This is a genomic window from Chlorobium sp. N1 (genome assembly GCF_004332115.1).
GTDB lineage: Bacteria > Bacteroidota > Chlorobiia > Chlorobiales > Chlorobiaceae > Chlorobium.
The window spans coordinates 1-21539 of sequence record NZ_SJPA01000001.1; the positions used below are offsets into that span (position 1 = coordinate 1).

20 protein-coding genes are annotated in these 21539 nt (G+C 61.2%); 9 read left to right on the plus strand and 11 right to left on the minus strand.

Features of this window, described 5'->3' with window-relative positions:
- The coding region (locus E0L29_RS00005) for a DDE-type integrase/transposase/recombinase (protein ID WP_131353280.1) at positions 1–677 on the plus strand (677 nt) is incomplete at its 5' end.
- A 149-nt stretch (positions 678–826) separates the two neighbouring features.
- Here E0L29_RS00005 and E0L29_RS00010 read toward each other — a convergent pair.
- Together E0L29_RS00010 and E0L29_RS00015 are read right to left on the minus strand one after the other, a co-directional pair.
- Positions 827–1099 carry an RNA-binding protein gene (locus tag E0L29_RS00010; RefSeq protein WP_131353282.1) on the minus strand — a complete coding sequence of 91 codons (273 nt, stop codon included), beginning with the start codon at positions 1097–1099 and terminating at the stop codon, positions 827–829.
- A 160-nt stretch (positions 1100–1259) separates the two neighbouring features.
- Entirely contained in the window at positions 1260–3305 is a 2046-nt protein-coding gene (locus E0L29_RS00015; protein ID WP_242664218.1) for a carboxy terminal-processing peptidase, read from the minus strand.
- A 240-nt stretch (positions 3306–3545) separates the two neighbouring features.
- Between E0L29_RS00015 and E0L29_RS00020 the strand changes: the two genes are divergently transcribed.
- Positions 3546–4520, plus strand: coding sequence for a class II fructose-bisphosphate aldolase (locus tag E0L29_RS00020; RefSeq protein ID WP_131353286.1), 975 nt, complete (start codon positions 3546–3548; stop codon positions 4518–4520).
- Positions 4521–4614: 94 nt separating this feature from the next.
- Here the strand turns inward: E0L29_RS00020 and E0L29_RS00025 are convergent, their stop codons facing one another.
- Entirely contained in the window at positions 4615–5850 is a 1236-nt protein-coding gene (locus tag E0L29_RS00025) for a M20 family metallopeptidase (RefSeq protein ID WP_131353288.1), read from the minus strand.
- Positions 5851–6060: 210 nt separating this feature from the next.
- Between E0L29_RS00025 and E0L29_RS00030 the strand changes: the two genes are divergently transcribed.
- The gene (locus E0L29_RS00030; protein WP_131353290.1) at positions 6061–6789 is read left to right on the plus strand and encodes an XRE family transcriptional regulator; all 729 of its coding nucleotides are present in this window, start codon (positions 6061–6063) and stop codon (positions 6787–6789) included.
- A 5-nt stretch (positions 6790–6794) separates the two neighbouring features.
- On the opposite strand, the gene E0L29_RS00035 is transcribed toward E0L29_RS00030, so the two are convergent.
- From E0L29_RS00035 to E0L29_RS00050, 4 genes are read right to left on the minus strand one after another with little or no spacing between them, the layout of a single operon-like run.
- Positions 6795–7487, minus strand: a complete 693-nt coding sequence (locus E0L29_RS00035) for a CBS domain-containing protein (protein ID WP_131353292.1) — start codon at positions 7485–7487, stop codon at positions 6795–6797.
- Complete coding sequence (gene rpiB, locus E0L29_RS00040) at positions 7478–7912, minus strand: ribose 5-phosphate isomerase B (RefSeq protein ID WP_131353294.1); 435 nt, start codon at positions 7910–7912, stop codon at positions 7478–7480. Before rpiB ends, E0L29_RS00035 begins: the two co-directional genes overlap by 10 nt.
- A gap of 7 nt (positions 7913–7919) precedes the next feature.
- Complete coding sequence (ppk1, locus tag E0L29_RS00045; RefSeq protein WP_131353296.1) at positions 7920–10055, minus strand: polyphosphate kinase 1; 2136 nt, start codon at positions 10053–10055, stop codon at positions 7920–7922.
- A 16-nt stretch (positions 10056–10071) separates the two neighbouring features.
- Positions 10072–10653, minus strand: a complete 582-nt coding sequence (locus E0L29_RS00050) for a 5-formyltetrahydrofolate cyclo-ligase (RefSeq protein WP_165498783.1) — start codon at positions 10651–10653, stop codon at positions 10072–10074.
- A gap of 172 nt (positions 10654–10825) precedes the next feature.
- On the opposite strand from E0L29_RS00050, the gene E0L29_RS00055 reads away from it, so the two are divergent.
- The 4 genes from E0L29_RS00055 (at position 10826) to E0L29_RS00070 (ending at position 14139) form a co-directional block, all read left to right on the plus strand.
- Complete coding sequence (locus E0L29_RS00055) at positions 10826–11578, plus strand: fumarylacetoacetate hydrolase family protein (protein ID WP_131353300.1); 753 nt, start codon at positions 10826–10828, stop codon at positions 11576–11578.
- 15 nt (positions 11579–11593) lie between these two features.
- Positions 11594–12922, plus strand: a complete 1329-nt coding sequence (locus E0L29_RS00060; protein WP_131353302.1) for a dihydroorotase — start codon at positions 11594–11596, stop codon at positions 12920–12922.
- A 101-nt stretch (positions 12923–13023) separates the two neighbouring features.
- Positions 13024–13218 carry a hypothetical protein gene (locus E0L29_RS00065; protein ID WP_131353304.1) on the plus strand — a complete coding sequence of 65 codons (195 nt, stop codon included), beginning with the start codon at positions 13024–13026 and terminating at the stop codon, positions 13216–13218.
- 102 nt (positions 13219–13320) lie between these two features.
- Entirely contained in the window at positions 13321–14139 is an 819-nt protein-coding gene (locus E0L29_RS00070) for a methyltransferase domain-containing protein (protein ID WP_131353306.1), read from the plus strand.
- On the opposite strand, the gene E0L29_RS00075 is transcribed toward E0L29_RS00070, so the two are convergent.
- From E0L29_RS00075 to E0L29_RS00090, 4 genes are all read right to left on the minus strand, one after another.
- Complete coding sequence (locus E0L29_RS00075) at positions 14129–14818, minus strand: 3'-5' exonuclease (RefSeq protein ID WP_131354617.1); 690 nt, start codon at positions 14816–14818, stop codon at positions 14129–14131. The genes E0L29_RS00070 and E0L29_RS00075 overlap by 11 nt on opposite strands.
- A 1-nt stretch (position 14819) precedes the next feature.
- The gene (locus E0L29_RS00080) at positions 14820–16769 is read right to left on the minus strand and encodes a DUF294 nucleotidyltransferase-like domain-containing protein (protein ID WP_131353308.1); all 1950 of its coding nucleotides are present in this window, start codon (positions 16767–16769) and stop codon (positions 14820–14822) included.
- Between the two features lie 61 nt (positions 16770–16830).
- On the minus strand, positions 16831–17826 hold the full coding sequence (locus tag E0L29_RS00085; protein ID WP_131353310.1) for an SDR family oxidoreductase: 996 nt from the start codon (positions 17824–17826) through the stop codon (positions 16831–16833).
- 69 nt (positions 17827–17895) lie between these two features.
- Positions 17896–18942 (minus strand): BMP family ABC transporter substrate-binding protein, encoded by a 1047-nt coding sequence (locus E0L29_RS00090; RefSeq protein WP_131353312.1) that lies wholly within the window; start codon positions 18940–18942, stop codon positions 17896–17898.
- A 235-nt stretch (positions 18943–19177) separates the two neighbouring features.
- Between E0L29_RS00090 and E0L29_RS00095 the strand changes: the two genes are divergently transcribed.
- Complete coding sequence (locus E0L29_RS00095; RefSeq protein ID WP_165498784.1) at positions 19178–20752, plus strand: CHAD domain-containing protein; 1575 nt, start codon at positions 19178–19180, stop codon at positions 20750–20752.
- Positions 20749–21483 carry a ParA family protein gene (locus tag E0L29_RS00100; RefSeq protein ID WP_131353316.1) on the plus strand — a complete coding sequence of 245 codons (735 nt, stop codon included), beginning with the start codon at positions 20749–20751 and terminating at the stop codon, positions 21481–21483. The genes E0L29_RS00095 and E0L29_RS00100 overlap by 4 nt, the downstream gene beginning before the upstream one ends.
- Positions 21484–21539 lie beyond the last annotated feature (56 nt).

The following is a 21539-nucleotide window of genomic DNA, read 5'->3' on the forward strand; positions in this document are numbered from 1 at the left end:
GTGACGACAGGACAGGGAGAGTACGGAACAGCACCAGAAGGAACAAGCCAGACCGGCCGGACGAACTGACGGGTCCGAACCAGTGCTGGTGCTGGGATGTCAGCTACATCAAAACCGATGTGCTACGGGTGTTCTGGTACCTCTATGTGATGCTTGACGAATGGAGCCGGAAAGTGGTTGCCTGGCGAATCAGCAGGTACCATAACCACGAAGAGGCTATGGGACTGATCGATGACGCCATCATTGCCGAGGGGTTGCTCGATGTCGATAAAGAGAACTTACCCGTGGTCGTCAATGACCGGGGAGTTCAGATGAAAGCCAAGGATGTCAAGCAGATGTTCACGGATTTAGGACTGACGCAGACGTTCAGTCGGCCGAGAACTCCGAACGACAACCCGTTCATCGAGTCGTTCTTCAGCAGTCTCAAGCGGGCACCGGTATATCCGGGCAGGTTTTCGCACTTGAATGAAGGAGTTGTCATGGACTTTTTCGGGGGGTATTTCCGCTGGTATAACACGGAACACTACCATTCACGCATCGGATATGTGACCCCGGAACAGATGCATCAGGACCTTGCAGCAGGGATTATCGCTGAAAGAAAAAGAGTATTGGGAAAGCAGCAGAAACTTCGTAAAATGTACTGGTCAGCAAATCAAACAACCGGAAGCGGGTTGTAGTTTATTGGAAACCCGTTTCGCGACATCATCCAAAAATCACGCCGCATCCTTATGGCCATGGGGGTAATCATGAAGGATAAGATACGCAATAAAAAAGCCGGGCAGGAAAAGATCCTGCCCGGCTCTGAAGCTTTTGCTTTCAGCTGGGATCAGTAACGATCGCGGCGGGGAGCTCTCTCTTCGCGGGGCTTTGCCTCGTTGACCATGATGGAGCGACCCTTGAAGTCCTTGTCGTGCATGGACTCGATGGCTTCGCGTGCAGCGGCATCGTCAGGCATCTCGACGAATCCGAAGCCCTTCGAGCGGCCGGAGAATTTGTCGGTGATGACGTTTGCGCTTGCGACTTCTCCGAACTCGGAGAAAGCTTCGCGGAGGTCCTCTTCAGTAACGGTGTAAGGCAGGTTGCCGACGTAAATGTTCATTGTCTAGTATCCGTAATCGCGTGCATTGATAAGGAAGTGAGCATACAAGTAACCAAAGCACCAATTACTTGAAAGCGCTATCAGCCAACCATTGGCTGATGTATGTTTGGAGTTTAGCGTTATTAACGCTGGTTTACAAGAACAAAATGTAAACGGCACGTTATTTCTTCGCGGCCGAAGAAGCTTCCCCCTGAGCCCCCACCTCACTTCTGACCACGGTTCCGGGCCGTGAACCCTGCAGGGCCGAAAGATCGCCGGCGATGCCGGCTGTCTCCGCAAGCACCACGTCCGGCTGGACCGGCCCCGTCTTTTTCTTGTCCTCTTGCGCTCCTCCCTCCGGTGCCCAGAGCTTCTCGATCTGCTTGATCCTTTCGGTTTCCACCCGGAACGACGACTCCTTCAGGGACACGGACTTCTTCTTCCGGATGCGATTGAGCGCCGCCAGGTCTGAGAGATAGCTCTGGTAGCGCTTGTCTCGCAGCGAGCGGCCCTGGAACTTCTGGCGCAGGAGCGTGATGTCAGAGGCCGTGACGTCCTCGATCGGCCGGAAGAAGGTACGCGAAAGGGTGCTCCAGGGGAGGCTGCTGGTATAGGTATCCTCACCGATGGCCGAAGCGTCGATCAGCGAAGGGATGGTGATGTCCGGCACGACGCCCTTGTGCTGGGTGCTCTCTCCCGAGATCCGGTAGAACTTCGCGATGGTCAGCTTCATCTGCCCGAGGCCCGGCTGGCGAGGAAAGATCGAGTAGGGGCGGGTCAGGTTGATGATGCTCTGCACGGTCCCCTTGCCGAAGGTCCGCTCGCCGACGACGACTCCCCTGCCGTAGTCCTGGATGGCCGCGGCGAAGATCTCCGACGCCGAAGCGCTGTAGCGGTTGACGAGCACGACGAGCGGACCGGAGTATGCCACCTGGCGGTCCTCGTCGCGCAGCACCATCTTCCCGCCGGTCGAGTTGCTGATCTGGACGACCGGTCCCGAGGTAATGAAAAGGCCCGTGACGTTGACGGCCTCCTCGAGCGATCCTCCGCCGTTGTCGCGCAGGTCGATGATGACGCCGTCCACGCCGGACTGCGTAAGTTCGTCGAGGATGCGTGCAACGTCGCGGCTCGTACTGTTATAGGAACCGTCGTTGTGCCTCTGGGCCTCGAAATCCAGATAGAACGAGGGGATGGTGATGACGCCGATCCTCCGGCCGTTCTGCATGATGATCTTCTTGTGTGCGGCCTGCTCCTCGAGGTCCACCTTGTCGCGGGTCAGCATGATGATCTTTGCCGGTCCCCTGCCCGCCTGGCTTGCGGGAAGGATCTTGAGCCGGACGATGGTTCCCTTCCTGCCGCGGATAAGCTTGACCACGTCGTTGATGCGCCAGCCGACGACATCGACGATCTCGGAAACCTTTCCCTGGCCGACGCCGACGATCTTGTCCCCTTTCCGCAGCAGGTTGCTCTTGTAGGCGGGACCGCCGGGAATGACCTCGTTGACGAGGGTATACTCGCTCTCGGTCTGCAGCTTCGCCCCGATACCCTCAAGAGAGCGGCTCATGTCGATCTGGAAATTCTCGTACTCGTCCGGCGAGAAATAGTCGGTATGCGGATCGAACGAGGTGGTCAGGGCGTAGGTATAGGCGTGGAACGCATCCTCGGGCGTCTGGCGCCGCAGGAGGTTCAACCGGCTCGTGAAGCTTTTGGCAAGCGTCTGGCGGATGGTCTTCTGGCTCTCGCCCGAATACTTCAGGTTGAGCCACTGGTATTTCAGCTCCTTGCGCCAGAGGGCCGTAAGATCCTGGCGGGTGCGGGGCCACGGGTCGTCCTTGCGCTGGACGGCGAGCGTCTCGGGAGCGGCGAAATTGAAGTGGACGGTATCGGCGGCGGCGCGCATGTAGCGCATTTTCTCATACGCGCGCTGCAGGAAGCGGTTGTAGATGGCGAACCCCGACGTCGCCTTTCCGGAAAGGAAATCGTCATCGATACGGTTGCCGTATGCTTCGCGCAGGCGCTCCACCTCCGGCGCCATGAAGTAGCTCCGGCTCCCGTCGAGGTTGTCGAGGTAGCGGGAAAAGACCTCCTGCGAGAGCGAATCACCGACGGCGACCTTGCGGTAGTGGTTCTCCAGCAGGTACTGGCTGATGTATCGAGCCGCATCCTCCTGCGCGGGAGTAGGCCTGAGCACGGCCGGAGCGGAGGCCCTGGGCGCAGGAGTTTTCACATTGTTTGCAAAAAGGGGCTGGGCCCCGACAAGAAGCGCGGCAATAAAGATCGGAAGGGTTTTACGAAGCGGTGTCAAGTTGCGATGGAGTCTTGGGCGTTAAGCTGCTGTGGCAGCGCTTGGTCGGTAATGAACGACAAATTATTATATTGGTTCAGCCTGGAGCGATCCGGCAGGTTCGTCCCGGGCTGGAGGATACCGGCATATACGCACATAATAATACAAAAGGGAGCGCATCCAATGCAAAAGCAGGCAGTTAGTTATAAATCATTGGGCCTCTGCAACAGCAGGGAGCTTTTCAAGAAAGCCGTCTCAGGCGGCTATGCCGTTCCGGCCTATAATTTCAACAACCTCGAGCAGCTGCAGGCCATCATCATGGCATGCGCCGAGACCAAGTCGCCCGTCATCCTCCAGGTGTCGAAAGGCGCCAGGAGCTATGCAAACGAGACCCTTCTGCGCTATCTGGCCCAGGGTGCCGTCGCATTCGCCGAAGAGCTCGGAAGCCCGGTTCCCATCGTGCTCCACCTCGACCATGGCGACAGTTTCGAACTCTGCAAGGACTGCATCGAATCGGGCTTCTCCTCGGTCATGATCGACGGTTCGCACCTCCCTTATGATGAGAACGTCGCGCTGACCAAAAAAGTTGTCGAGTACGCCCACCAGTTCGACGTCACGGTCGAGGGCGAGCTCGGAGTGCTGGCAGGTATCGAGGACGAGGTCTCCCACGCGTCCCACACCTACACGCAGCCTGAAGAGGTCGAGGACTTCGTTGCCAAGACCGGCGTCGACAGCCTTGCCATCTCCATCGGCACCTCGCACGGCGCCTTCAAGTTCAAGCCCGGCGAAGACCCCAAGATCCGCCTCGACATCCTTGCCGAGATCGAAAAGCGCATTCCCGGCTTCCCGATCGTCCTGCACGGCGCCTCGTCGGTCCCGCAGGAGCTGGTCAAGGTCATCAACGAGCACGGCGGCAAGCTGAAAGACGCCATCGGCATCGGCGAGGACCAGCTTCGCCTTGCCGCGAAATCCGCCGTCTGCAAGATCAACATCGATTCCGACGGCCGCCTTGCCATGACCGCCGCGGTCCGCAAGGTGCTCGACGAAAAGCCCGAGGAGTTCGACCCCCGCAAATACCTCGGTCCCGCCCGCGATTCGCTCAAGCAGCTCTACATGCACAAGATCAAGAACGTGCTCGGCTCCGACGGCAAGGCCTGAGGGATACGCACCCCTTACCGACCATGAAGAAAGGCGCTCCGAACGGGCGCCTTTCTTCATTACAGGGAAATCGGAAGCAGCACGGCTCCCCCCGTCAGCGCTTTCCTCCTCCGAGGAAATCCATGAACCGCATGGCCGAATAGGCCAAGAGGCCCGCTCCGGTTCCAAGGGCCTCCTCGTCGGGATAGAAGGTCGGAGAGTGCAGCATGTTCGAGCGGTCCTGGTCCGGAAGGCCGGTACCGATCTGCCAGAAGGTGCCGGCCCGCTCCTGGAGGTAGTAGGCGAAATCCTCGGCCGTCATGAGCGGCTCGCTGTCGATGACATGCTCCCGGCCGAGGTATTCGGAGCAGGCGATCGCCGCATTGCGCGTGATCTCCGGATCGTTGTAGAGCACGGGGTAGCCCTGGCGGATCTCGACCTCGGCCTCAACGCCGAGCCCTTCGCCGACATGGCGGACGGTCTGGCGGAGCTTTTCATGCAGGAGGGCGCGCACCTCCTCGTTCATCGTGCGCATGGTGCCGCTCATCACCACCCTGGAGGGGATGACGTTGGGAGCGTGGCCGCCCTGGATCGAGGAGATCGAGACGACGGCAGGCTCGTGCGGAGGAGCGACCCTGCTGACGAGGTGCTGGCAGGCCGTGATGATATGGGCGGCGGCGAGGACAGGATCGGCTGCCTTGTGGGGTGCGGAGGCATGCCCCCCCTGCCCCGAAATCGTGAAATAGAGCTCGTCGGCCGCAGCCATGAAGCTTCCCTTGCAGAGGGCGACCGAACCGGAGGGAACGTTGGGAAAGCAGTGCTGGCCGATGATGGCTGCAGGGTTGAAGCGCTTGAAGATCCCGGCATCGATCAGCGGTCGGGCGCCGCCCGGAGCCTTCTCTTCGGCGGGCTGGAAAATGAAGAGCACGCTTCCGCGGAGCTCATGGCGCATCGAAGAGAGAATGGAGGCGGCCCCGAGCAGCATGGCGGTATGCATATCGTGGCCGCAGGCATGCATCGTACCGGCAGTGCGGGAGCTGAACTCGCAGGCGTTCTCCTCAGAAAGCGGCAGGGCGTCGATATCGGCGCGAAGCGCAATCTGCGGCCCTGATGCGGCGCCCTCCGCTTCCCCCTCGAGCACCGCGACGACCCCGGTTTCAAGGAACTGCGGCTCGGGCTCTATCCCGAGCCCCTTGAGGTATTCATGGATGATCGCGCTGGTGCGGAACTCTTCGTAGGAGAGCTCCGGATGGGCGTGGATATCGCGGCGGATTGCCCGGATCTCGGCAAAGACGGCTGCGGCCTTCTCCCGGATCCTCCGGGAAAGGTCGGAATTGCGGTCAGGTGACATAAAGGATACTTTCGCGTGATTCAGTGGAGCGGCACGGGAGGGTGACGCACTTGGCTGATAAAAGGTACGAATAACACGCCAATTGCAAAAACAGGGGGCAAGGGATCCCCCGAACGAATAATTTCGGTTTTTATGGAATTATTCACGATTTTACAGTAAAAGCAGAATCCGGCATTCCCCCCTGCCGGCCCATCCCAACCAGGAGGCGACATGAACCATCCAGCAAATCTCGGAGAGAGAATCCGTGCCGTCAGGAGGCACTGCGGACTGCGGCAGGACCAGTTCGGCGAAAAGATCGGAATATCGGGAAACAGGGTCTCGGAACTCGAGAACGGCAAAGGCGGCACCAGCGCGGCCGTCATAGAAGCCATATGCAGGACAGGCAGGGTCCGTCACCAGTGGCTGCTCACCGGGAAAGGCGGGATGCTGGAAGAAACAGCCCGGAACCACGGCGAAGAAACCCTTTCACACCGCCTCCTCATGCTGGAGCAGCAGGTCGGGCGAATGATCGGAGCGGTCGACTCAGCCGTACGGGATGAGCTGCCGACGGTGAAGGTCCCGCTCTACAGCAGCGCGGTGCCAGCAGGCATGCCGGCTGCTGCCGCCGAAGATGTTGACTCATGGCTCGACTTTCCCCAGTCGTGGACCAGAGGGAAGAAAAACATTTATGCCCTCACGGTCAGCGGCGACAGCATGATGGAAATCGGCATCATGGCAGGCGACACGCTGCTCGTCGAAGCGCGCGAGACCGCGCGTGACGGGCAGGTGGTGATCGCAAGCCTGAACGGGGAGGTTACCGTGAAAACGCTCTGCATCAGTGCAGGCGGGGTCGTATCGCTTGCACCGGAAAACAGGAAGTACCACCCCATTCCGGTTCCTCCGGACAGCGATTTCAGGATCATGGGGGTCGTCGTGGCGGCGGTACGCCAGTACCAGTAGGGGTCTCAGAGATCCATGAAACGAATGAACTCGAGCGCCTTCTCTTTCAGGTCCTCGTCGGTGACGGCCGACAGCGGAGCCGCGTAGCGGATGACGTAGCCGTACTTCTCGATGTTCTTGACGAGACGGAAGGGATCGTGTGCGACAAGGCGCATGATGATGACCATCCCCTCGCTTTCGGCTGAGGGAACATAGGAGCCGAAACTCAGGACGGTTGCGTCGTTCTTCTCAATGGCTGCGACCACTTCCGACATCTTCACGCCGAACATCGGCACTTCGAGCTCGAGCGTCATGCCGTCTATGCCGAGATGGAAGATCTCTGCCACACGCGCAAGAAGACGGTCCTTGCGGATCACCCCCTCGAACATGCCGTTCTCCCCCACGACCGGGATCACCGGGCCGGGAATGCTCCCCAGCCGCGAAAAGAACACGAAAAGATCCTCGCCTGAAGTTGCCGAAGCAGCGGATTTCAGGCCGAGTTTCCTCACCGGAACGCCCTCAAGCGGCCCCTTCTTCTCCATGTAACGGTCGAAATCGGCGAATGAAGCCATGGCCGCGAACTTCCCCCCGTGGAGAACGGGGACGGAGGTGAGGTTTTTCTTGCGAAGCGCCTTGAGGACATCGGCGGCGGGCGCCGAGTCCTCGAACGCCGGATACTGCCGTTCGAGGCAGTGGGATATGCAGTCGCTCAGCAGCATGGCTCGATCTTGTCCACCCTGCGCTGGTGCCTGCCGCCCTCGAAGTCAGCGGAGAACCAGTTGTGAAGGCTTTCGTGGATGGTCGCCAGATCGGTGAACCGTGCCCCGAAGCAGAGGATATTGGCATTGTTGTGCTGGCGGGCGAGCGTTGCGTACTCGGGCCGGCAGCAGAGGGCGGCGCGCACTCCGGGAACCTTGTTTGCTGAAACCGAGATGCCGATGCCGGTACCGCAGAGCAGGATGCCCTGCTCGTGCTCCCCCGAAGCAACCGAGCGGCCGACCTTGTGGGCATAGTCGGGGTAATCCACCGAATCCTCGGTGTACGGCCCCATGTCCGTGCAGGTGTGGCCATGGCCCTCAAGCCAGGCTACGATCTCTTTCTTGAATTCCACGCCGGCATGGTCGCTTCCAACTGCAATCTTCATGATGATGCTACTTAAGTTTATGGAGGGCCCTCTTCCTCGTCGACTGCTGCAGGAACGCCACCTGGCTGTTGACCGGCTCGCCTACCTCCCCAACGGGAACGTAGGTGCCGTCGGCCTCCATCGCCCATGACTTGAGGTTGTCGGCAAGCATGAGGTCCAGGTCGGCCTTCACATCGGCAACGATGGAAGAGTCCAGAACGGGAAAGAGCGTCTCGACCCGGTGGTCGAGATTTCTCGGCATAAGGTCGGCGCTTCCGAGGTAGACCTCGGGAGTGCCTCCATTCTCAAAATAATACGCGCGACTGTGTTCCAGAAATCTTCCGATCACACTCTTGACGGAAATGTTCTCGCTGACCCCCCGGATGCCGGGTTTCAGGCAGCATATTCCTCGAATGACGAGGTCGATTGCAACGCCTGCGCACGAAGCCCTGTAGAGCGAACGGATGATGCGCCCGTCGACGAGCGCGTTCATCTTCATGATGATGCGCCCCCCGCCCTGGCGCCCGTGCAGCTCGACCTCCCGTTCGATCATCTCGATGATGCGCCGGCGCGTGCTGATGGGCGAAACGATCAGCTTTCGGTACAGGGTGTTGCGGGAGTAGCCGGTCAGTGAGTTGAACAGTTCGGCGACGTCGTCGGCGATCTCGTCGTTGGCGGTGAAGAGGCTGTAGTCGGTATAGATCTTCCCTGTGGCCGGGTTGTAATTGCCGGTTCCGAGATGGAGATAGCGCCTCAGCTTATGGTATTCGCGGCGGACGACCATCGTGAGCTTGGCGTGGGTCTTCAGGCCAGGAAGGCCGTAGATGACGTGCGCTCCGACATCCTCCAGGGCACGGGCCCAGACGATGTTGTTCTCCTCGTCGAAACGGGCCTTGAGCTCGACGAGCACGGCGACCTGCTTGCCCGACTCGGCGGCCCTCATCAGCGCCTCGACGATGGGCGAGTTGCTTCCGACACGGTAGAGGGTCTGCTTGATGGAGAGCACGTCGGGATCGGCCGCCGCCTGCGCAATGAAGTCGACCACCGGCTGGAAGGAGTCGTAGGGGTGGTGGAGCAGCTGGTCGCGCGTGCGGATCGCGGCAAAGAGATTGCGGCCGTACTGTTCCTCGATGGGAATGGCGGGCACGAACGGCTCGTCCTTCAGATCCGGGCGCTCGACGCGAAGCAAATCGATCAGGCATCCGAGCCCGAGGATGCCTTCGATCGCATAGACGTTGCGTTCCGTCACCTGGAGGTTCTTCATGAGCAGCTTGCGGATCGATTCCGGCATCTCGGGGCTGATGTCGAGCCGGACGACCTTGCCGTAACGGCGGGAACGGATCCCCTCCTCGATCGTCTCGAGCAGGTCGCCGGCCTCGTCCTCTTCTATTTCGATGTCGGCGTCCCTGACGAGCCGGAAGAGATGGGAGCGGACGATGTGCATCTTCGGAAAGAGGAGGTCGAGGTTGTTGCGGATGAGGTCCTCGAGCCAGATGAAGCGGATGATCCCGTCGTCGGAACCGAGCCCCTCGATGCTGCTGAAAGGGAGCATCCTCGGCAGGATGCTCGGGACCTTCACCCTCGCGAACCGCTTCATTCCGCTGTCGGTCTCCTCGAGTTCGATGGCGAGGTTGAGCGACAGGTTCGACATGAACGGAAAGGGATGGCCGGTATCGAATGCCAGCGGCGTGAGCACCGGATAGATCTCCTGGCGGAAATAGCTCCGGAGCGTTTCCCTCTGCGGCCCGTCAAGATCTTCGATGCGCACGAAGGTGATCCCCTCCTTCTCCATCGCCGGCAGCAGGTCGTTGTAGAAACAGTCGTTGCGCTGGATGATCTGGCGGGTGACCATGTCGCGGATCCTGTCGAGCTGCTCAAGAGGCGTATAGCCGTCGATGGTCCGATCCTGGATGCCGGCTTCGTACTGGTCCTCGATGCCTGCGACGCGGATCATGAAATATTCGTCGAGGTTCGAACTGAAAATGGAGATGAACTTCACCCGCTCGAGCAAGGGGTGCGCGTCGCCATCGAGCGCCTCTTCGAGGACCCGCTGGTTGAAGTAGATCCAGCTCAGCTCCCGGTTGACGTAGAGGTTTTCGTCATGGAAATCAACTTCGGAATTCACATCGGCAACAGTTGCGGGCTCTCGTATTTCTTCACTCATCGCGCTTTTTCGATAGTTAATGATTCAGTCTTAGGGAACCCTCTTCGGAGACAAAAAAATCCAGCGGTTCGTCCCACACATCGACAGGCAGCCGGTCAAGCAGCTGCAGATCGAACCCGAATCCGATACGGCAGGGGGTGAGCGCCGAATCGCCGAGACGCCGAAAGAAACGGTCATAAAAGCCCTTGCCGTAACCGAGGCGGTAACCGCGGCGGTCGACTGCGACAAGGGGCACGACAACGGCCCCGATGAGGGATTCGTCAACCGGCCCTTCCGGCGCGGGAGGCTCGGGGTTCCCGAAACGGGACGCCACCGTTTCCATGCCGGGGCTGTAGGGTGCCGAGAGGAGGCCGTCCCCATCGATCCGGGGCGCCATGAGCCGGATGCCGGCGGAGGCAAGACGTTCGGCAAGGAGCCGGGTATCCATCTCGCCGCTTCCGGCCATCGGGAGGTAGAGGTGCACGGCGCCCGCATCCGCGAGCTCGGGAAGGCAGAGCGCGTGCTCCGCCGCCGCCAGGCTCTTCAGCCGGGCCTCCTCCGGCGGGATGGCCCGCCGCCGCCGTATGAGAGAAGCGCGAATGTGGGCCTTCGTTCTCACCGTTCCAGGTCCTCCTTCTGCACAGGCATGGCAGGAAATAAACAGTTGGAATCAATCAAGCGTTGTCATACAATAAGATAATAAAACTGAAGGGTTTCCTGTCGCCGGAACATGCTCCGGGCAACGCTCAGCCGGCCGCCTTCGCCCCATTTCACACAATTGCAACATTTCCATGGACAGCGCCACCCTTTCATCCACCCCGATCTCCCGCTACGGACTCGATCCGCACTCGATTTTCTGCGTCGGCAAGAACTACCGGGAACACGCCCTTGAAATGCTGAAGATGGAGGAAGAGAGCGGAGCCCCCCCGGCACGGCGAGAAGAAGAGGAGCCGATCATCTTCATGAAGCCCGCCACGGCCCTCGAGACTGAGGGAAGGATAAGCGTTCCGCATCTCTACGGACGGGCCCTGTCGAACTCCATGCACTATGAGGCCGAACTGGTGCTTCTCGTCGGAAAGGACACCGACGGATGCGAAGCGGGGGAGGCCGCAAAATACGTTTCGGCCGTCGGCGCCGGCCTCGACATGACGCTGCGCGACGTGCAGCTTGAGGCCAAAAAGGCGGGAAACCCGTGGCTCAGGAGCAAAGGGTTCCGCCGAAGCGCGCTCGTCTCGGACTTCCACCCCCTGGCCGGAGCCCTGCCGGGTTCCGACTGGACGGTCTCCCTCGACCTCAACGGCAAAAGAGTACAGCATGCGGCCGTCGGGGAGATGATCCACCCGCCTGCCGAGCTTGTCAGCTATTTGTCGTATCTTTACGGACTGCGGAAAGGGGATTTGATCTTCACCGGCACGCCGGCCGGAGTCGGCCCCGTCAATGCAGGCGACAGGCTCCGGGCATATGTCTGCAGCCCCGTCGGCACCAACGCCGCCGAAGAACTGGCCGTCCTTGAGGCCAAGGTCGAAAATCCGCAAAACAATTAAACGCGCAAGAGAACCATGAGCACCGTTTTCCAGCAGCCGCATATTCTGAGTCCCGAGGACGGCATCGACACCGTAGGATCCGTCAGGGTGACGGACGGCGGCCTCATCGAAACCCTTGCACTCGGCAACGGGCGTCTCGAGCCGCGGGAGGGCGAACACGTCGTCGAGATGGAGGGCAAGCTCCTCACCCCGGGCCTCTTCGACATGCACTGCCATTTCCGCGAACCCGGCCAGGAGTACAAGGAGACCCTCGAAACAGGCTCCGCAGCCGCTGCAGCCGGAGGCTTTACCGGCGTAGCACTGATGCCGAACACCACGCCGGTCATCGACAGCCCGCTCGGAGTCACCTTCATCCGCCACCATGCCGAACGCCTTCCCGTCGACCTGGAAGTGATCGCCGCCATGACGGAGGGAAGCCGGGGAGAGAAACTCTCGGCCTTCGGCAGCCTCAAGTCCTACGGCGTCCGGGCTCTCTCCGACGACGGTACCGCCATCCAGGCGAGCCAGACGATGCGCCTCGCCTTCGAATACGCATCGAACTTCGGCATGCTCATCATCCAGCACTGCGAAGACCGTTCGCTCACCTCGGGCGGCGTCATGAACGAAGGGATCTGGTCGGCCAAACTCGGGCTCAAGGGCATTCCGGACGTCTCCGAATCCATGATGCTCGCCCGCGACCTGCTCCTGCTCCGCTGGCTCGAGGAGCACAAGCTGCACGACCCGCTGCAGCGGCCCCGCTACCACGCAGCCCACATCAGCACGGCGGCATCCCTCCAGCTGATCCGCGAGGCCAAGAGAGACGGCCTCCAGGTCACCTGCGAGGTCACGCCGCACCACTTCACGCTGACCGACGAGGACCTCTTCAATGCCGAGAAGAAAGGCAACTTCATCATGAAGCCCCCGCTCACCTCCAAAAAGAACCGCGACGCGGTCCTCGAGGCACTCCGGGACGGCACGGCCGACGCCATTGCGACCGACCATGCACCGCACGCCCACCACGAAAAGGAGTGCCCTCCCGGCGAAGCCTCGTTCGGCATCATCGGCCTTGAGACCTCGCTCGCACTGACCATGAGCGAACTGGTCGACAAAAAAATCGTGACGATGCAGCGGGCCGTGGAACTGCTTTCAGTAAACCCGAGGAAGATCATGCAGCTTTCGGCCATCAGCATCGCCGAAGGAGAGAAAGCCAACTTCACCCTGATCGATCCCGAGGCCCGGTGGAAGGTCGAAGAAAAGCACCTGCGCTCGAAATCCGCCAACACCCCGTTCCTCGGCCGCGAACTCAAGGGGCGCCCCCTGGGCATCTTCCACAGGGGCCGGCTGATCGAAGCACCCTCAGCCTGAAAAACAGGTCGATTTTCGGTGCACAACGATCTTGGTTATGGGATTAATTTTTATTACTTTCGATATCTTTTCCGTCAACAAAAAGAACCAGTTCAGCAACCATGGCAAAGAAACAGTCGTTCGGCGATAAAAACAAAAAAGGCGGCAGCGGTGATTTCAAGATGGCCAAGCTTGTGTTTTCCGTGAAATCCGAAAAGCGCAACGCGTGGAAGTTCATCGAGAAGAACGTCCGCATCCCCAGCGGTGAAAACGAGCAGACGATCCTCAACAAGGCAATCAGCGACACCGTAAAGTAAACGGAACCCCCGCCTACCGGCAGGGACCTTCGGGCCCCTGCCAAACGCCACCCACCCTTCATATCCGTCCCGCAGGGACAGAACAGAGCCAAGAGAGAGCGCATGCGGCACACGCCCTCCCCCACCGAAAACCCCTCATCGGGGAACTGGTTCCAGGACTGGTTCAACCACCCGTTCTACCTCAGGCTCTACAGCCACCGCGACCGTGAAGAGGCCGCACGCTGCGTCGCCTCCATTCTTCGACTCAGCGGCCTTGCAGCATCTGCAGCCTCAGGCCTGGATGTGCTCGACATCGCATGCGGAGCCGGACGCCACGCTCTCGAACTTGCCCGTCTCGGCTGCCGGGTCACCGCCAACGACCTCTCCCCCTACCTCATCGGCGAAGCCCGGGCGGCGGCAGCGCGTGAAAAGCTCGACCTCACACTCACCTGCCGCGACATGCGCCTCATCGACGAAGAGGCGGCCTACGGCCTTGTCGTGCAGCTCTTCACGAGCTTCGGCTATTTCGACGACCCTGAAGACGACCGCACGGTGCTCAGGGCAGTCAGGAGGGCCCTCGTGCCCGGCGGCCGCTACGCCCTCGACCTGATCAATCCCCGTCATCTGGAGCGCACCATCGTGCCGCACTCGGTGCGCCAGATCGAAGAGTTCGAAGTGGACGAGCGCCGCTCGATAGAGAACGGCCGTGTCCGGAAGTCGATCACGATCGCTTCGAAATCGGGCGAAACGCTCTCCTTCACGGAATCCGTCAAGCTCTTCGACCCCGACGAGATCCGCCAGATGCTCGCCGACGCCGGCCTCGAGCTCCAGCAGACGAGCGGCAGCTACCTCGGCGAACCCTTCGAGCCGGAGGAATCCCGGCGCCTGATCCTTATTTCCCGTAAAAAAGAGGCCGCCCCCGCCCCGACGCCTACTGCATGAGCAGTCGCCCGGCAGTCTCGATGCCCGACGTGCGCCCTTTGGCGATGAGGCGCTGGAGAAGCTGTGCGGTAAGGTAGGCGTCACCGGCAGCGGTATGGCGGTCATGAAGGCGGATGCCGTAGCGTTCGAGGAGGTGATCGAGCCGGTACTCCCCAACCTTGTGCGCGAGGTTGTAGTAGGGACCCTTCTCGAGACGCTTGGCGAGGCTTGCGGTATCGACGACCCCGTTGAAGAGCCTGATGCGGTAGGCGTCCCAGAGAATGCGGTTGAGCATCGCGATATCGAACGAGGCGTGCTGGGCGACGAGAATCGACGAACCGACGTACTCGAGGAATGCCCCGGCCGCCTCGATCTCCCCGACCCCCCGGGCGATGTCTTTTTTCAGGAGGCCGTGCACCGTCACCGCCTCGCTTCTCCCTACCCGGTCCTGACGCACCAGCACCTCGAATGAGTCCGATACGTCGATCGAAAGACCGTTGAGCGCCACGGCTCCGATGGAGATCACTCCATCCTTTTTCAGGTCGAACCCCGTCGTCTCGGTATCGAATACCACCATCCGCACCGAATCAAGCGGGAGGGAGCCGTCCGGACGCTCCTTCATGGCTTCCAGGTATCGGCATACCGTCCCGGGCAGCACTCCCCTCCCGCAGCGCCACAGGGCGTAGCGCATGAGCAGCATGTCAGTCACGGAAATAGTCAAGCTGGAATCGAAGGTTGAGGGTTTGCTGGATCTGCTCTATGGTGCTGAAGACGTTGCGCAGCATCTGCCGTTCGAGCTTGTTGAGGCTTTCGGGCTTGATGTAGCGGCCCGTGCTGGAGTGCTCGAGCCCGTTGCGCGCGCGCAGCTTCATCAGGAACTCGTAGGCGGCCGCCGCTTCCCGGCAGAGCCCGGAAAGAGCCGGCTCGAGCTCGCCGATACGCCCGAAGCGCTCGACCGTGCCGAAGTACTCCGGAATGCGGAGCTGGTAGGCAAGCACCCGGGCCGCATCGGCAAGCGGCATCATGGCGCGGGACTTGATGTCGAACTCGTTGGCGTGGTCGCGGCTCTTCTCCACCATGAAGTTGCGGAAAAACCCGAGCGGCGGAGGGTTCTGCAGGGCATTCTTGGCGAAGAACTCCAGGAACCCCCGTCCCTTTGCGATGCTTTCGAACACGTCGCGCTTGAGCTCTGCGGCCAGGGACGGCTCGCCGTACACCGGCCTGAAGTCGAAGAAGATGGTCGAATGCATCACGGCCTTCGGCTCGGGCGTCTCGATCCAGTGCCGGAAGCAGTCTTTCCACTCCGTGAGGGAGAGGCACCATTTCGGGTTCGAAGCCATCACATCTGCCGGACAGCGCACGAAACCGGCCCCCTCGAGAATGGCGGTGACACGCGAGGCGAACTCAAGGAAGTAGGCATGGAGCGCCTCGCGCTCCCCGCCCCCCGTATCGGCGAAAATCAGCGCGTTGTCCTGGTCCGTCCGAAGCAGCTGCTCACGTCGCCCTTCGCTTCCGAGCGAGAGCCAGGTAAACGGAACCGGAGGAATGCCCCGCCCCTCCTTTTCGAGCGCGTCGAGCGTCATATGGATCGCGCGGGTGATGATGGCGTCGTTGATTTCGGTGATGATGCTTGCCATGAAGTGGACCGCCACGTTCTGGCCCATATAGGTGGCAAGCAGGTTTTCGGCCTTGTCACGCTCGGCCTTGAGCTGCCCGACCTCCTCGGCGGCCTGGACCTCCTTCATGATGACGGCGGGATTGTTGCCTTCGCTGGTGATGATGTCGTGCTCGGAAATAATGCCTTTTACGGGACTCTCCACCGTGCCGTCCTCGGTGATGCAGAAGTGGCGGAGCTTCGTCTTGACCATGAGCATCACCATGTCAGCGACGGTCTTGCCTCCCGTAATGGTATAGACGGGGCTGCTCATGATCTCCCTGACCGGACGCTCGTTGACCGGGCCTTCTACGGCCACGACCTTCTTTCTCAGATCGGTATCGGTGATGATGCCCAGCGGATGGCCCTCCGGCGAGGTGACGAGGATGGAGCCGATATTGCTCTCGGCCATGATGAGGGCCGCCTCGCGGACGCTGATGTCCTCGGGGCAGGTCACGACGTTCTCGACCGGCTTGACTTCGAGCGTTTCGTGCTCGAGGAAGCTGCTCGCGGCCGGGACCGAGGAGCCCTGGCGGCGGAGCGACAGGGCCGAGGAGAGGGTCTGCTCGATATCCTGCACGCTCTTGGCGAACTCCGCGGCAAAGAACATCGAGACGCCGGCATCGGCCGAGATGAGCGCCTTGACCTTCTCGACGGGGATATCGTAGATGAGGCTCTCTTCGGCGATCTGGGCGTAGAGCAGGTAGCCGTGCCCGCCGAAAATGGCGCGCACGCCGAACACATCGCCCTCGTCGCAGAGGTCGACAAGCACCTCCTGGCCGTCGATCAGGTCATAGAGGCGCACGGCGCCCTTCATGACCATGAACGCGGAGCCTTTCAGCGGATCGTCCTTCCCGAAAAGCAGCTCCCCCTCCTCGTGGTAGCTGACGCTGATGGAGGCGGCAAGATCTCCGAGCACACCGGGAGCCAGCTTGTCGAATGGTGGGTATTTTGCAAGGTCGGCGGCTACCCGCTCGACGATCGTGTTTGAGGCCATGACGCTCACTCCCTTCAGGTTGACGGGGTTGGCAGAACAGACGGGGCCGGCCCCGCAGGGGCTAGTCCAGCATGTCCCGCTCGCGGTACCACTCGAAGGCCTTGCGGATGCTCTCCTCATGCGGTGCGGTGCGCATGCCGAGCTCCCGGCGGGCCTTGTCGGAACGGTAGAACAGGAATTCGGAGGCGACCCTGAACATGGACAAGTTGAACAGCTTCGAAATGCGGCTGCGGTCCTTCTTCCGGCCGAGCAGCGCCTTGAGCAGCCGGGCCAGGGCGAACGGCAGCGGGAAGCGCACGCGCGGAGCCCCGGTGACCCGGCTGATGGTGTCGGCAAGCTCGCGGTAGGTCACGTTGTCGCCGCCGATGATGTAGCGCTCCCCGGTCCGACCCTTCTGCATAGCGGCAATGATGGTTTCAGCGACGATGTCGACGTCGACGACGCAGATGCCGCCGAGGGGGTAGAACGGAAGGCGGCGGTTGTAGACATCCTTGATGATGCGCCCGGCATTGAAATTGATGTCGCCGGCGCCGAACACGAACGCAGGGTTGACGATCACGCAGTCGAGGCCCTTGCTGACGGCATCGGCGACGGCAATCTCGCCGAGATGCTTGGTGCGGGCGTACTCGAGGTCGATGGTGTCGAAATTCCACGGGGTCGTCTCGTCGACGGGGCGGTTCTTTTCAGCGATGCCGACGGCGGTAATGGAACTGACGTGCACGATGCGCTCCACGCCGGCCGAAGCCGCAGCATCAAGAAGATTCCTGGTCCCCTCGACGTTGATGCGGTAGAGCTGCTCGTTCCTGCGATCCCCCATGTAGGTCAGGCCGGCTGAGTGGTAGACCTGCTCGATGCCCTCCATGGCAGCTCCGAGAGAGGCCCTGTCGGTGATGTCTCCGTAGACGATGCGTACCCGGTCGAGCACCCCGGCAAGGGAGGTGAGATCGGAGCTTCTGCGCACAAGGATGGACACCTCGTTCGACGTGGAAGCCAGTTTGATCACGAGCTGTGATCCGATAAAACCGGTAGCTCCGGTCACCAGGATTTTTTTGTTCACTGCGACGGGTTGTCAGACGATTAAAAATTCATCGAGCCGCGCTCTGGCGGCTCGAAGGAACACACTGCACTAGGGAAGGGCGGCGGTTTCATCAAGAGCGATGTTCCCGGAAAGGATCTCTGTCCTGAGCGCCTCGAGCCGCCTGAAAACGGCAGCCGGAATGCGCTGTTTCGAGTCCTCGCCGTAAGCCATGCCGGTATAGCGGTCGGCCAGGCCGTATGCCACGGCCCTGCCGCCGTCGAAAGAGCCTTTCTGCAGATCGGCCACGAGGCTGAACACGGCCCGGTCGACGGCTTTCGTCATGCTCCCGAGAACCATGGGCTCCTGCAGCGTCTCCTCGCTGCAGTCGGTGCAGATGACCAGGCGGCCGGTTTCGCGTGCGGCCTCCATCACGCCGAGTCCGCTGGCGCCGGCGGCCTGGTAGATGATGTCGGCGCCGCGGCCGTACTGGCCGAGCGCGAGTTCCCTGCCCTTGGCCGGATTGGCGAAAGCGCTGCCGGTCATGCCGATGAAGCCGGAAATGACCTCAAGGTCGGGGTTGACGAAGTGCACGCCCCGGCGGAAACCGTCCTCGAATTTGCGGATGATGGCGGAATCCATCCCGCCGATGAAGCCGACGATGCCGGTTTTGGTCGTCAGTGCGGCAAGAGCGCCGGCAAGGAACGAGCCTTTCTTCTCCTCAAAGACCATGCCGGAAAGGTTCGATGGAATCACGGCACCCGCCTGCGGCAGGTAATCGACGCAGGCGAAATGCTTGTCGGGGAACTCCGCGGCGATGCGGGTGATGTCCTCGCTGAAAAGGAGTCCCACGCCGATGACGAGCCGGACGTCGGGATCGGCAGCCATCTGGCGGAGCGCTGCCTCGCGGTCGCCCCCCTCTCCGCCCGGTTCGACATAGACGAAATCGACGCCGAGCTGGTTTTTGGCTTCGGCAAGGCCGTTGTAGGCAAGATCGTTGAACGCCTTGTCCCCCCGTCCGCCCACGTCGAAAACGAGGCCGACCCGCAGCGGGCTCCCTGCGGCGTCCGAAGCCCCCGCCCCGGTGCCGGAATGATCGGCCGAACATCCGGAGAGAACGGTAAGGGCAAGAAGGAACAGAGTGAAAAGGTACTTCATCAAGTATGCGCTGGAATGGAATGCTACGGGCCCGTGGGCTCACGCTTCAACTGAACCCGTAAAGTTACCAAAATCCCGCTCTTTTGAAAATAAGATAGCGCAGCGGCCGTCCCATTTTCCCCTGATCAGAATGGTTACAATCGTGTGAAATCGGCAATCCTGAGCAGGAGGCCTCGTTATATTTAGAATCAGGCCCAGCCCGTGGGCAGCGCACACAATGAACGAACCCGCCCGGATGCCAGGATACCAGAACACCTATCACCTCGACCCTGCCGACACAGACGGCGTCGTTTTCCCGGCTGAAAACCGCCTTCCCGATGGCTACCGGCTCGAAACCGCCGAAACGGCCGTGGAGCTCAGAAACTATTACGACACGTTCGAATGGCAGGCGTTCGATCATGGCCTTGCCGTCGCCTCGGTCGGCAGGAACATCTACATCTACGATCTCGACAGCGGCCGGAGGATCACAGCAGCGCGTTTCGCCGCCCCCGCTTCGTTTTTCGCCTCGAAGCTGCCTGAAGGAGCCCTCAGAAGCCGCCTCCGGGGCGTGAGCGACATCAGGGCCTACGGCCGCCTCGCAAGGATCAGGGTTGAACAGAGCTCATGGAAGCTCCTCGATAGCGAGGAGAAGACCATCGGAACCCTCTGGCTGGAGCGATGGAGCGCCAGACAGAGAGAGGGCGCTCCCCTTGCCTCAATCATCTCCCTCGCCCCCCTCCGCGGCTACCATGACGAGTTCGCCGCACTCGCCACATTGCTTCTCCCCGAGTCGGCCCTGCCCGATGAATCCGGCCTGCGCCGGCCGTTTATCGCCGCCATGGCCGCCGAAGGGCTGGAGGTCGGCGGGTACAGCTCGAAAATCGATTTGCAGCTCAGGGCTGACGCTCCGATCCATGAAAGCGCCCTCGGCCTCCTGCGCTTCACGACCGAAATCATGCGCCGCAACGAAGAGGGCATACGAGGCTCGATCGACACCGAGTTCCTGCACGACTACCGGGTCTCGATCCGCAGGGCCCGCTCGATCCTCGCCCAGCTCAAGGGAGTCTTTCCCGCCGAAGAGGCCGGCCGCTGCGCCAGGGCCCTAAAGAGGGTGGCCGCAAAGACCGGCGAGCTTCGCGACACCGACGTCTACCTTCTCGAAGAGGAGCGGTTCCGTTCCTGGCTCCCCGAGGCGCTCCATTTGGGTCTCGACCGCTTCATCGCCGAACTGCAACGCCGCCAGAAAGCCCTGCAGCGCAGCTTCTCACGCTACCTCGCCTCCGAAGCCTACGCGGAATTCCTCAGGGAGTGGGGGGAGTTCATCGACGAGAGCCGGCTGCCCGATCCAGGGCAGGCTCCCGAGGCAGGACGGCCGACCATCGAAATCGCCCGCTCGAGCATCCGCAAGGCATGGAAAAAGGTCATCCGCCACGGTCGTCGGGTCAGCCGCGAAACGACCGACGAGGAGCTGCATGCGATGCGCATCGACTGCAAGAAGCTGCGCTACCTCCTGGAGTTCTTCGCCTCGCTCTTTCCCAACAAAAGCGTCCTGCCGGCCGTCGGCCACCTCAAGAGGCTGCAGGACAACCTCGGCGGGTTCGTCGACTGCTCGGTGCAGCTCGAGTTCCTCCGCCACCATCTCGACAGGGCCCAAAACCGGAACCCCGACGTCGGCCTCGCCGCAGCCGTCGGCGGGCTGATGACCGTGCTGCATGAGCGGCAGGAAAAGGCCCGATGCCAGTTCCACAAAACCTTCTCCCGCTTCGACAGCGACGAAACCGCCGAACTGTTCAGGAACCTCACCACACACCGCGACCGCCTCAGCCAATGAAAACCATAGCGATCTACAGCATCAAGGGAGGCGTCGGCAAAACCGCCTCTGCCGTCAACCTCTCCTACCTGGCATCCCTCCGGGGCGACCCCTGCCTGCTCTGCGACCTCGACTCGCAGGGGGCGAGCTCCTACTACTTCAGGATAAGCCCATCACGCAAGTACAGCAGCGAGAAATTCCTGAAAGGAAAGAACCGCATGTACGAGCACATCAAGGCCACCGACTTCGAGGGGCTCGACATCCTTCCCTCCGACTTCTCGTACCGGAACCTCGACATCGAACTCTCGGAAGCGAAGAAGCCCCAGAAAAAGCTGAGGAAGAACCTCGATGCGCTCGCCGAAGACTACCGCCACGTCTTTTTCGACTGCCCGCCGAACCTCACCCTGCTCTCAGAAAGCGTCTTTTCCGCATCCGACATCATCCTCGTCCCCCTGATACCGACGACCCTGTCGGTGCGCACCTACGCCCAGCTCCTCGACTTCTTCAACGAACACGGCCTGGACCGATCGAAAATCAGGGCGTTCTTCACCATGGCCGAAAAGCGCAAATCGATGCATGCAGAGATCATCGAAGAGCACCGAAGCGCTCCGGGGTTCCTCCGGCAGGTGGTCCCCAACAGCGCCGACGTCGAGAAAATGGGCATCTACCGCGCTCCGCTCAATGCCGTGCGGCCGAACGCCGCGGCGGCAAAAGCCTACCGCTCGCTCTGGGAAGAGATCATTGCCGGCTGAGCTCCCGCCATCCCGACGGATGCGCGCATGCCGGTGCCGGGCGCTAGGGCAGCGGA

What these genes read in the sequence shown, in the direction of transcription:
- E0L29_RS00010 (WP_131353282.1), bottom strand. Translation starts at nt 1,099, where the DNA reads ATGAACATTTACGTCGGCAACCTGCCTTACACCGTTACTGAAGAGGAC.
- E0L29_RS00020 (WP_131353286.1), top strand. Translation starts at nt 3,546, where the DNA reads ATGCAAAAGCAGGCAGTTAGTTATAAATCATTGGGCCTCTGCAACAGC.
- E0L29_RS00025 (WP_131353288.1), bottom strand. Translation starts at nt 5,850, where the DNA reads ATGTCACCTGACCGCAATTCCGACCTTTCCCGGAGGATCCGGGAGAAG.
- E0L29_RS00030 (WP_131353290.1), top strand. Translation starts at nt 6,061, where the DNA reads ATGAACCATCCAGCAAATCTCGGAGAGAGAATCCGTGCCGTCAGGAGG.
- E0L29_RS00035 (WP_131353292.1), bottom strand. Translation starts at nt 7,487, where the DNA reads ATGCTGCTGAGCGACTGCATATCCCACTGCCTCGAACGGCAGTATCCG.
- rpiB (WP_131353294.1), bottom strand. Translation starts at nt 7,912, where the DNA reads ATGAAGATTGCAGTTGGAAGCGACCATGCCGGCGTGGAATTCAAGAAA.
- ppk1 (WP_131353296.1), bottom strand. Translation starts at nt 10,055, where the DNA reads ATGAGTGAAGAAATACGAGAGCCCGCAACTGTTGCCGATGTGAATTCC.
- E0L29_RS00055 (WP_131353300.1), top strand. Translation starts at nt 10,826, where the DNA reads ATGGACAGCGCCACCCTTTCATCCACCCCGATCTCCCGCTACGGACTC.
- E0L29_RS00060 (WP_131353302.1), top strand. Translation starts at nt 11,594, where the DNA reads ATGAGCACCGTTTTCCAGCAGCCGCATATTCTGAGTCCCGAGGACGGC.
- E0L29_RS00065 (WP_131353304.1), top strand. Translation starts at nt 13,024, where the DNA reads ATGGCAAAGAAACAGTCGTTCGGCGATAAAAACAAAAAAGGCGGCAGC.
- E0L29_RS00070 (WP_131353306.1), top strand. Translation starts at nt 13,321, where the DNA reads ATGCGGCACACGCCCTCCCCCACCGAAAACCCCTCATCGGGGAACTGG.
- E0L29_RS00075 (WP_131354617.1), bottom strand. Translation starts at nt 14,818, where the DNA reads ATGCTGCTCATGCGCTACGCCCTGTGGCGCTGCGGGAGGGGAGTGCTG.
- E0L29_RS00080 (WP_131353308.1), bottom strand. Translation starts at nt 16,769, where the DNA reads ATGGCCTCAAACACGATCGTCGAGCGGGTAGCCGCCGACCTTGCAAAA.
- E0L29_RS00090 (WP_131353312.1), bottom strand. Translation starts at nt 18,942, where the DNA reads ATGAAGTACCTTTTCACTCTGTTCCTTCTTGCCCTTACCGTTCTCTCC.
- E0L29_RS00095 (WP_165498784.1), top strand. Translation starts at nt 19,178, where the DNA reads ATGCCAGGATACCAGAACACCTATCACCTCGACCCTGCCGACACAGAC.
- E0L29_RS00100 (WP_131353316.1), top strand. Translation starts at nt 20,749, where the DNA reads ATGAAAACCATAGCGATCTACAGCATCAAGGGAGGCGTCGGCAAAACC.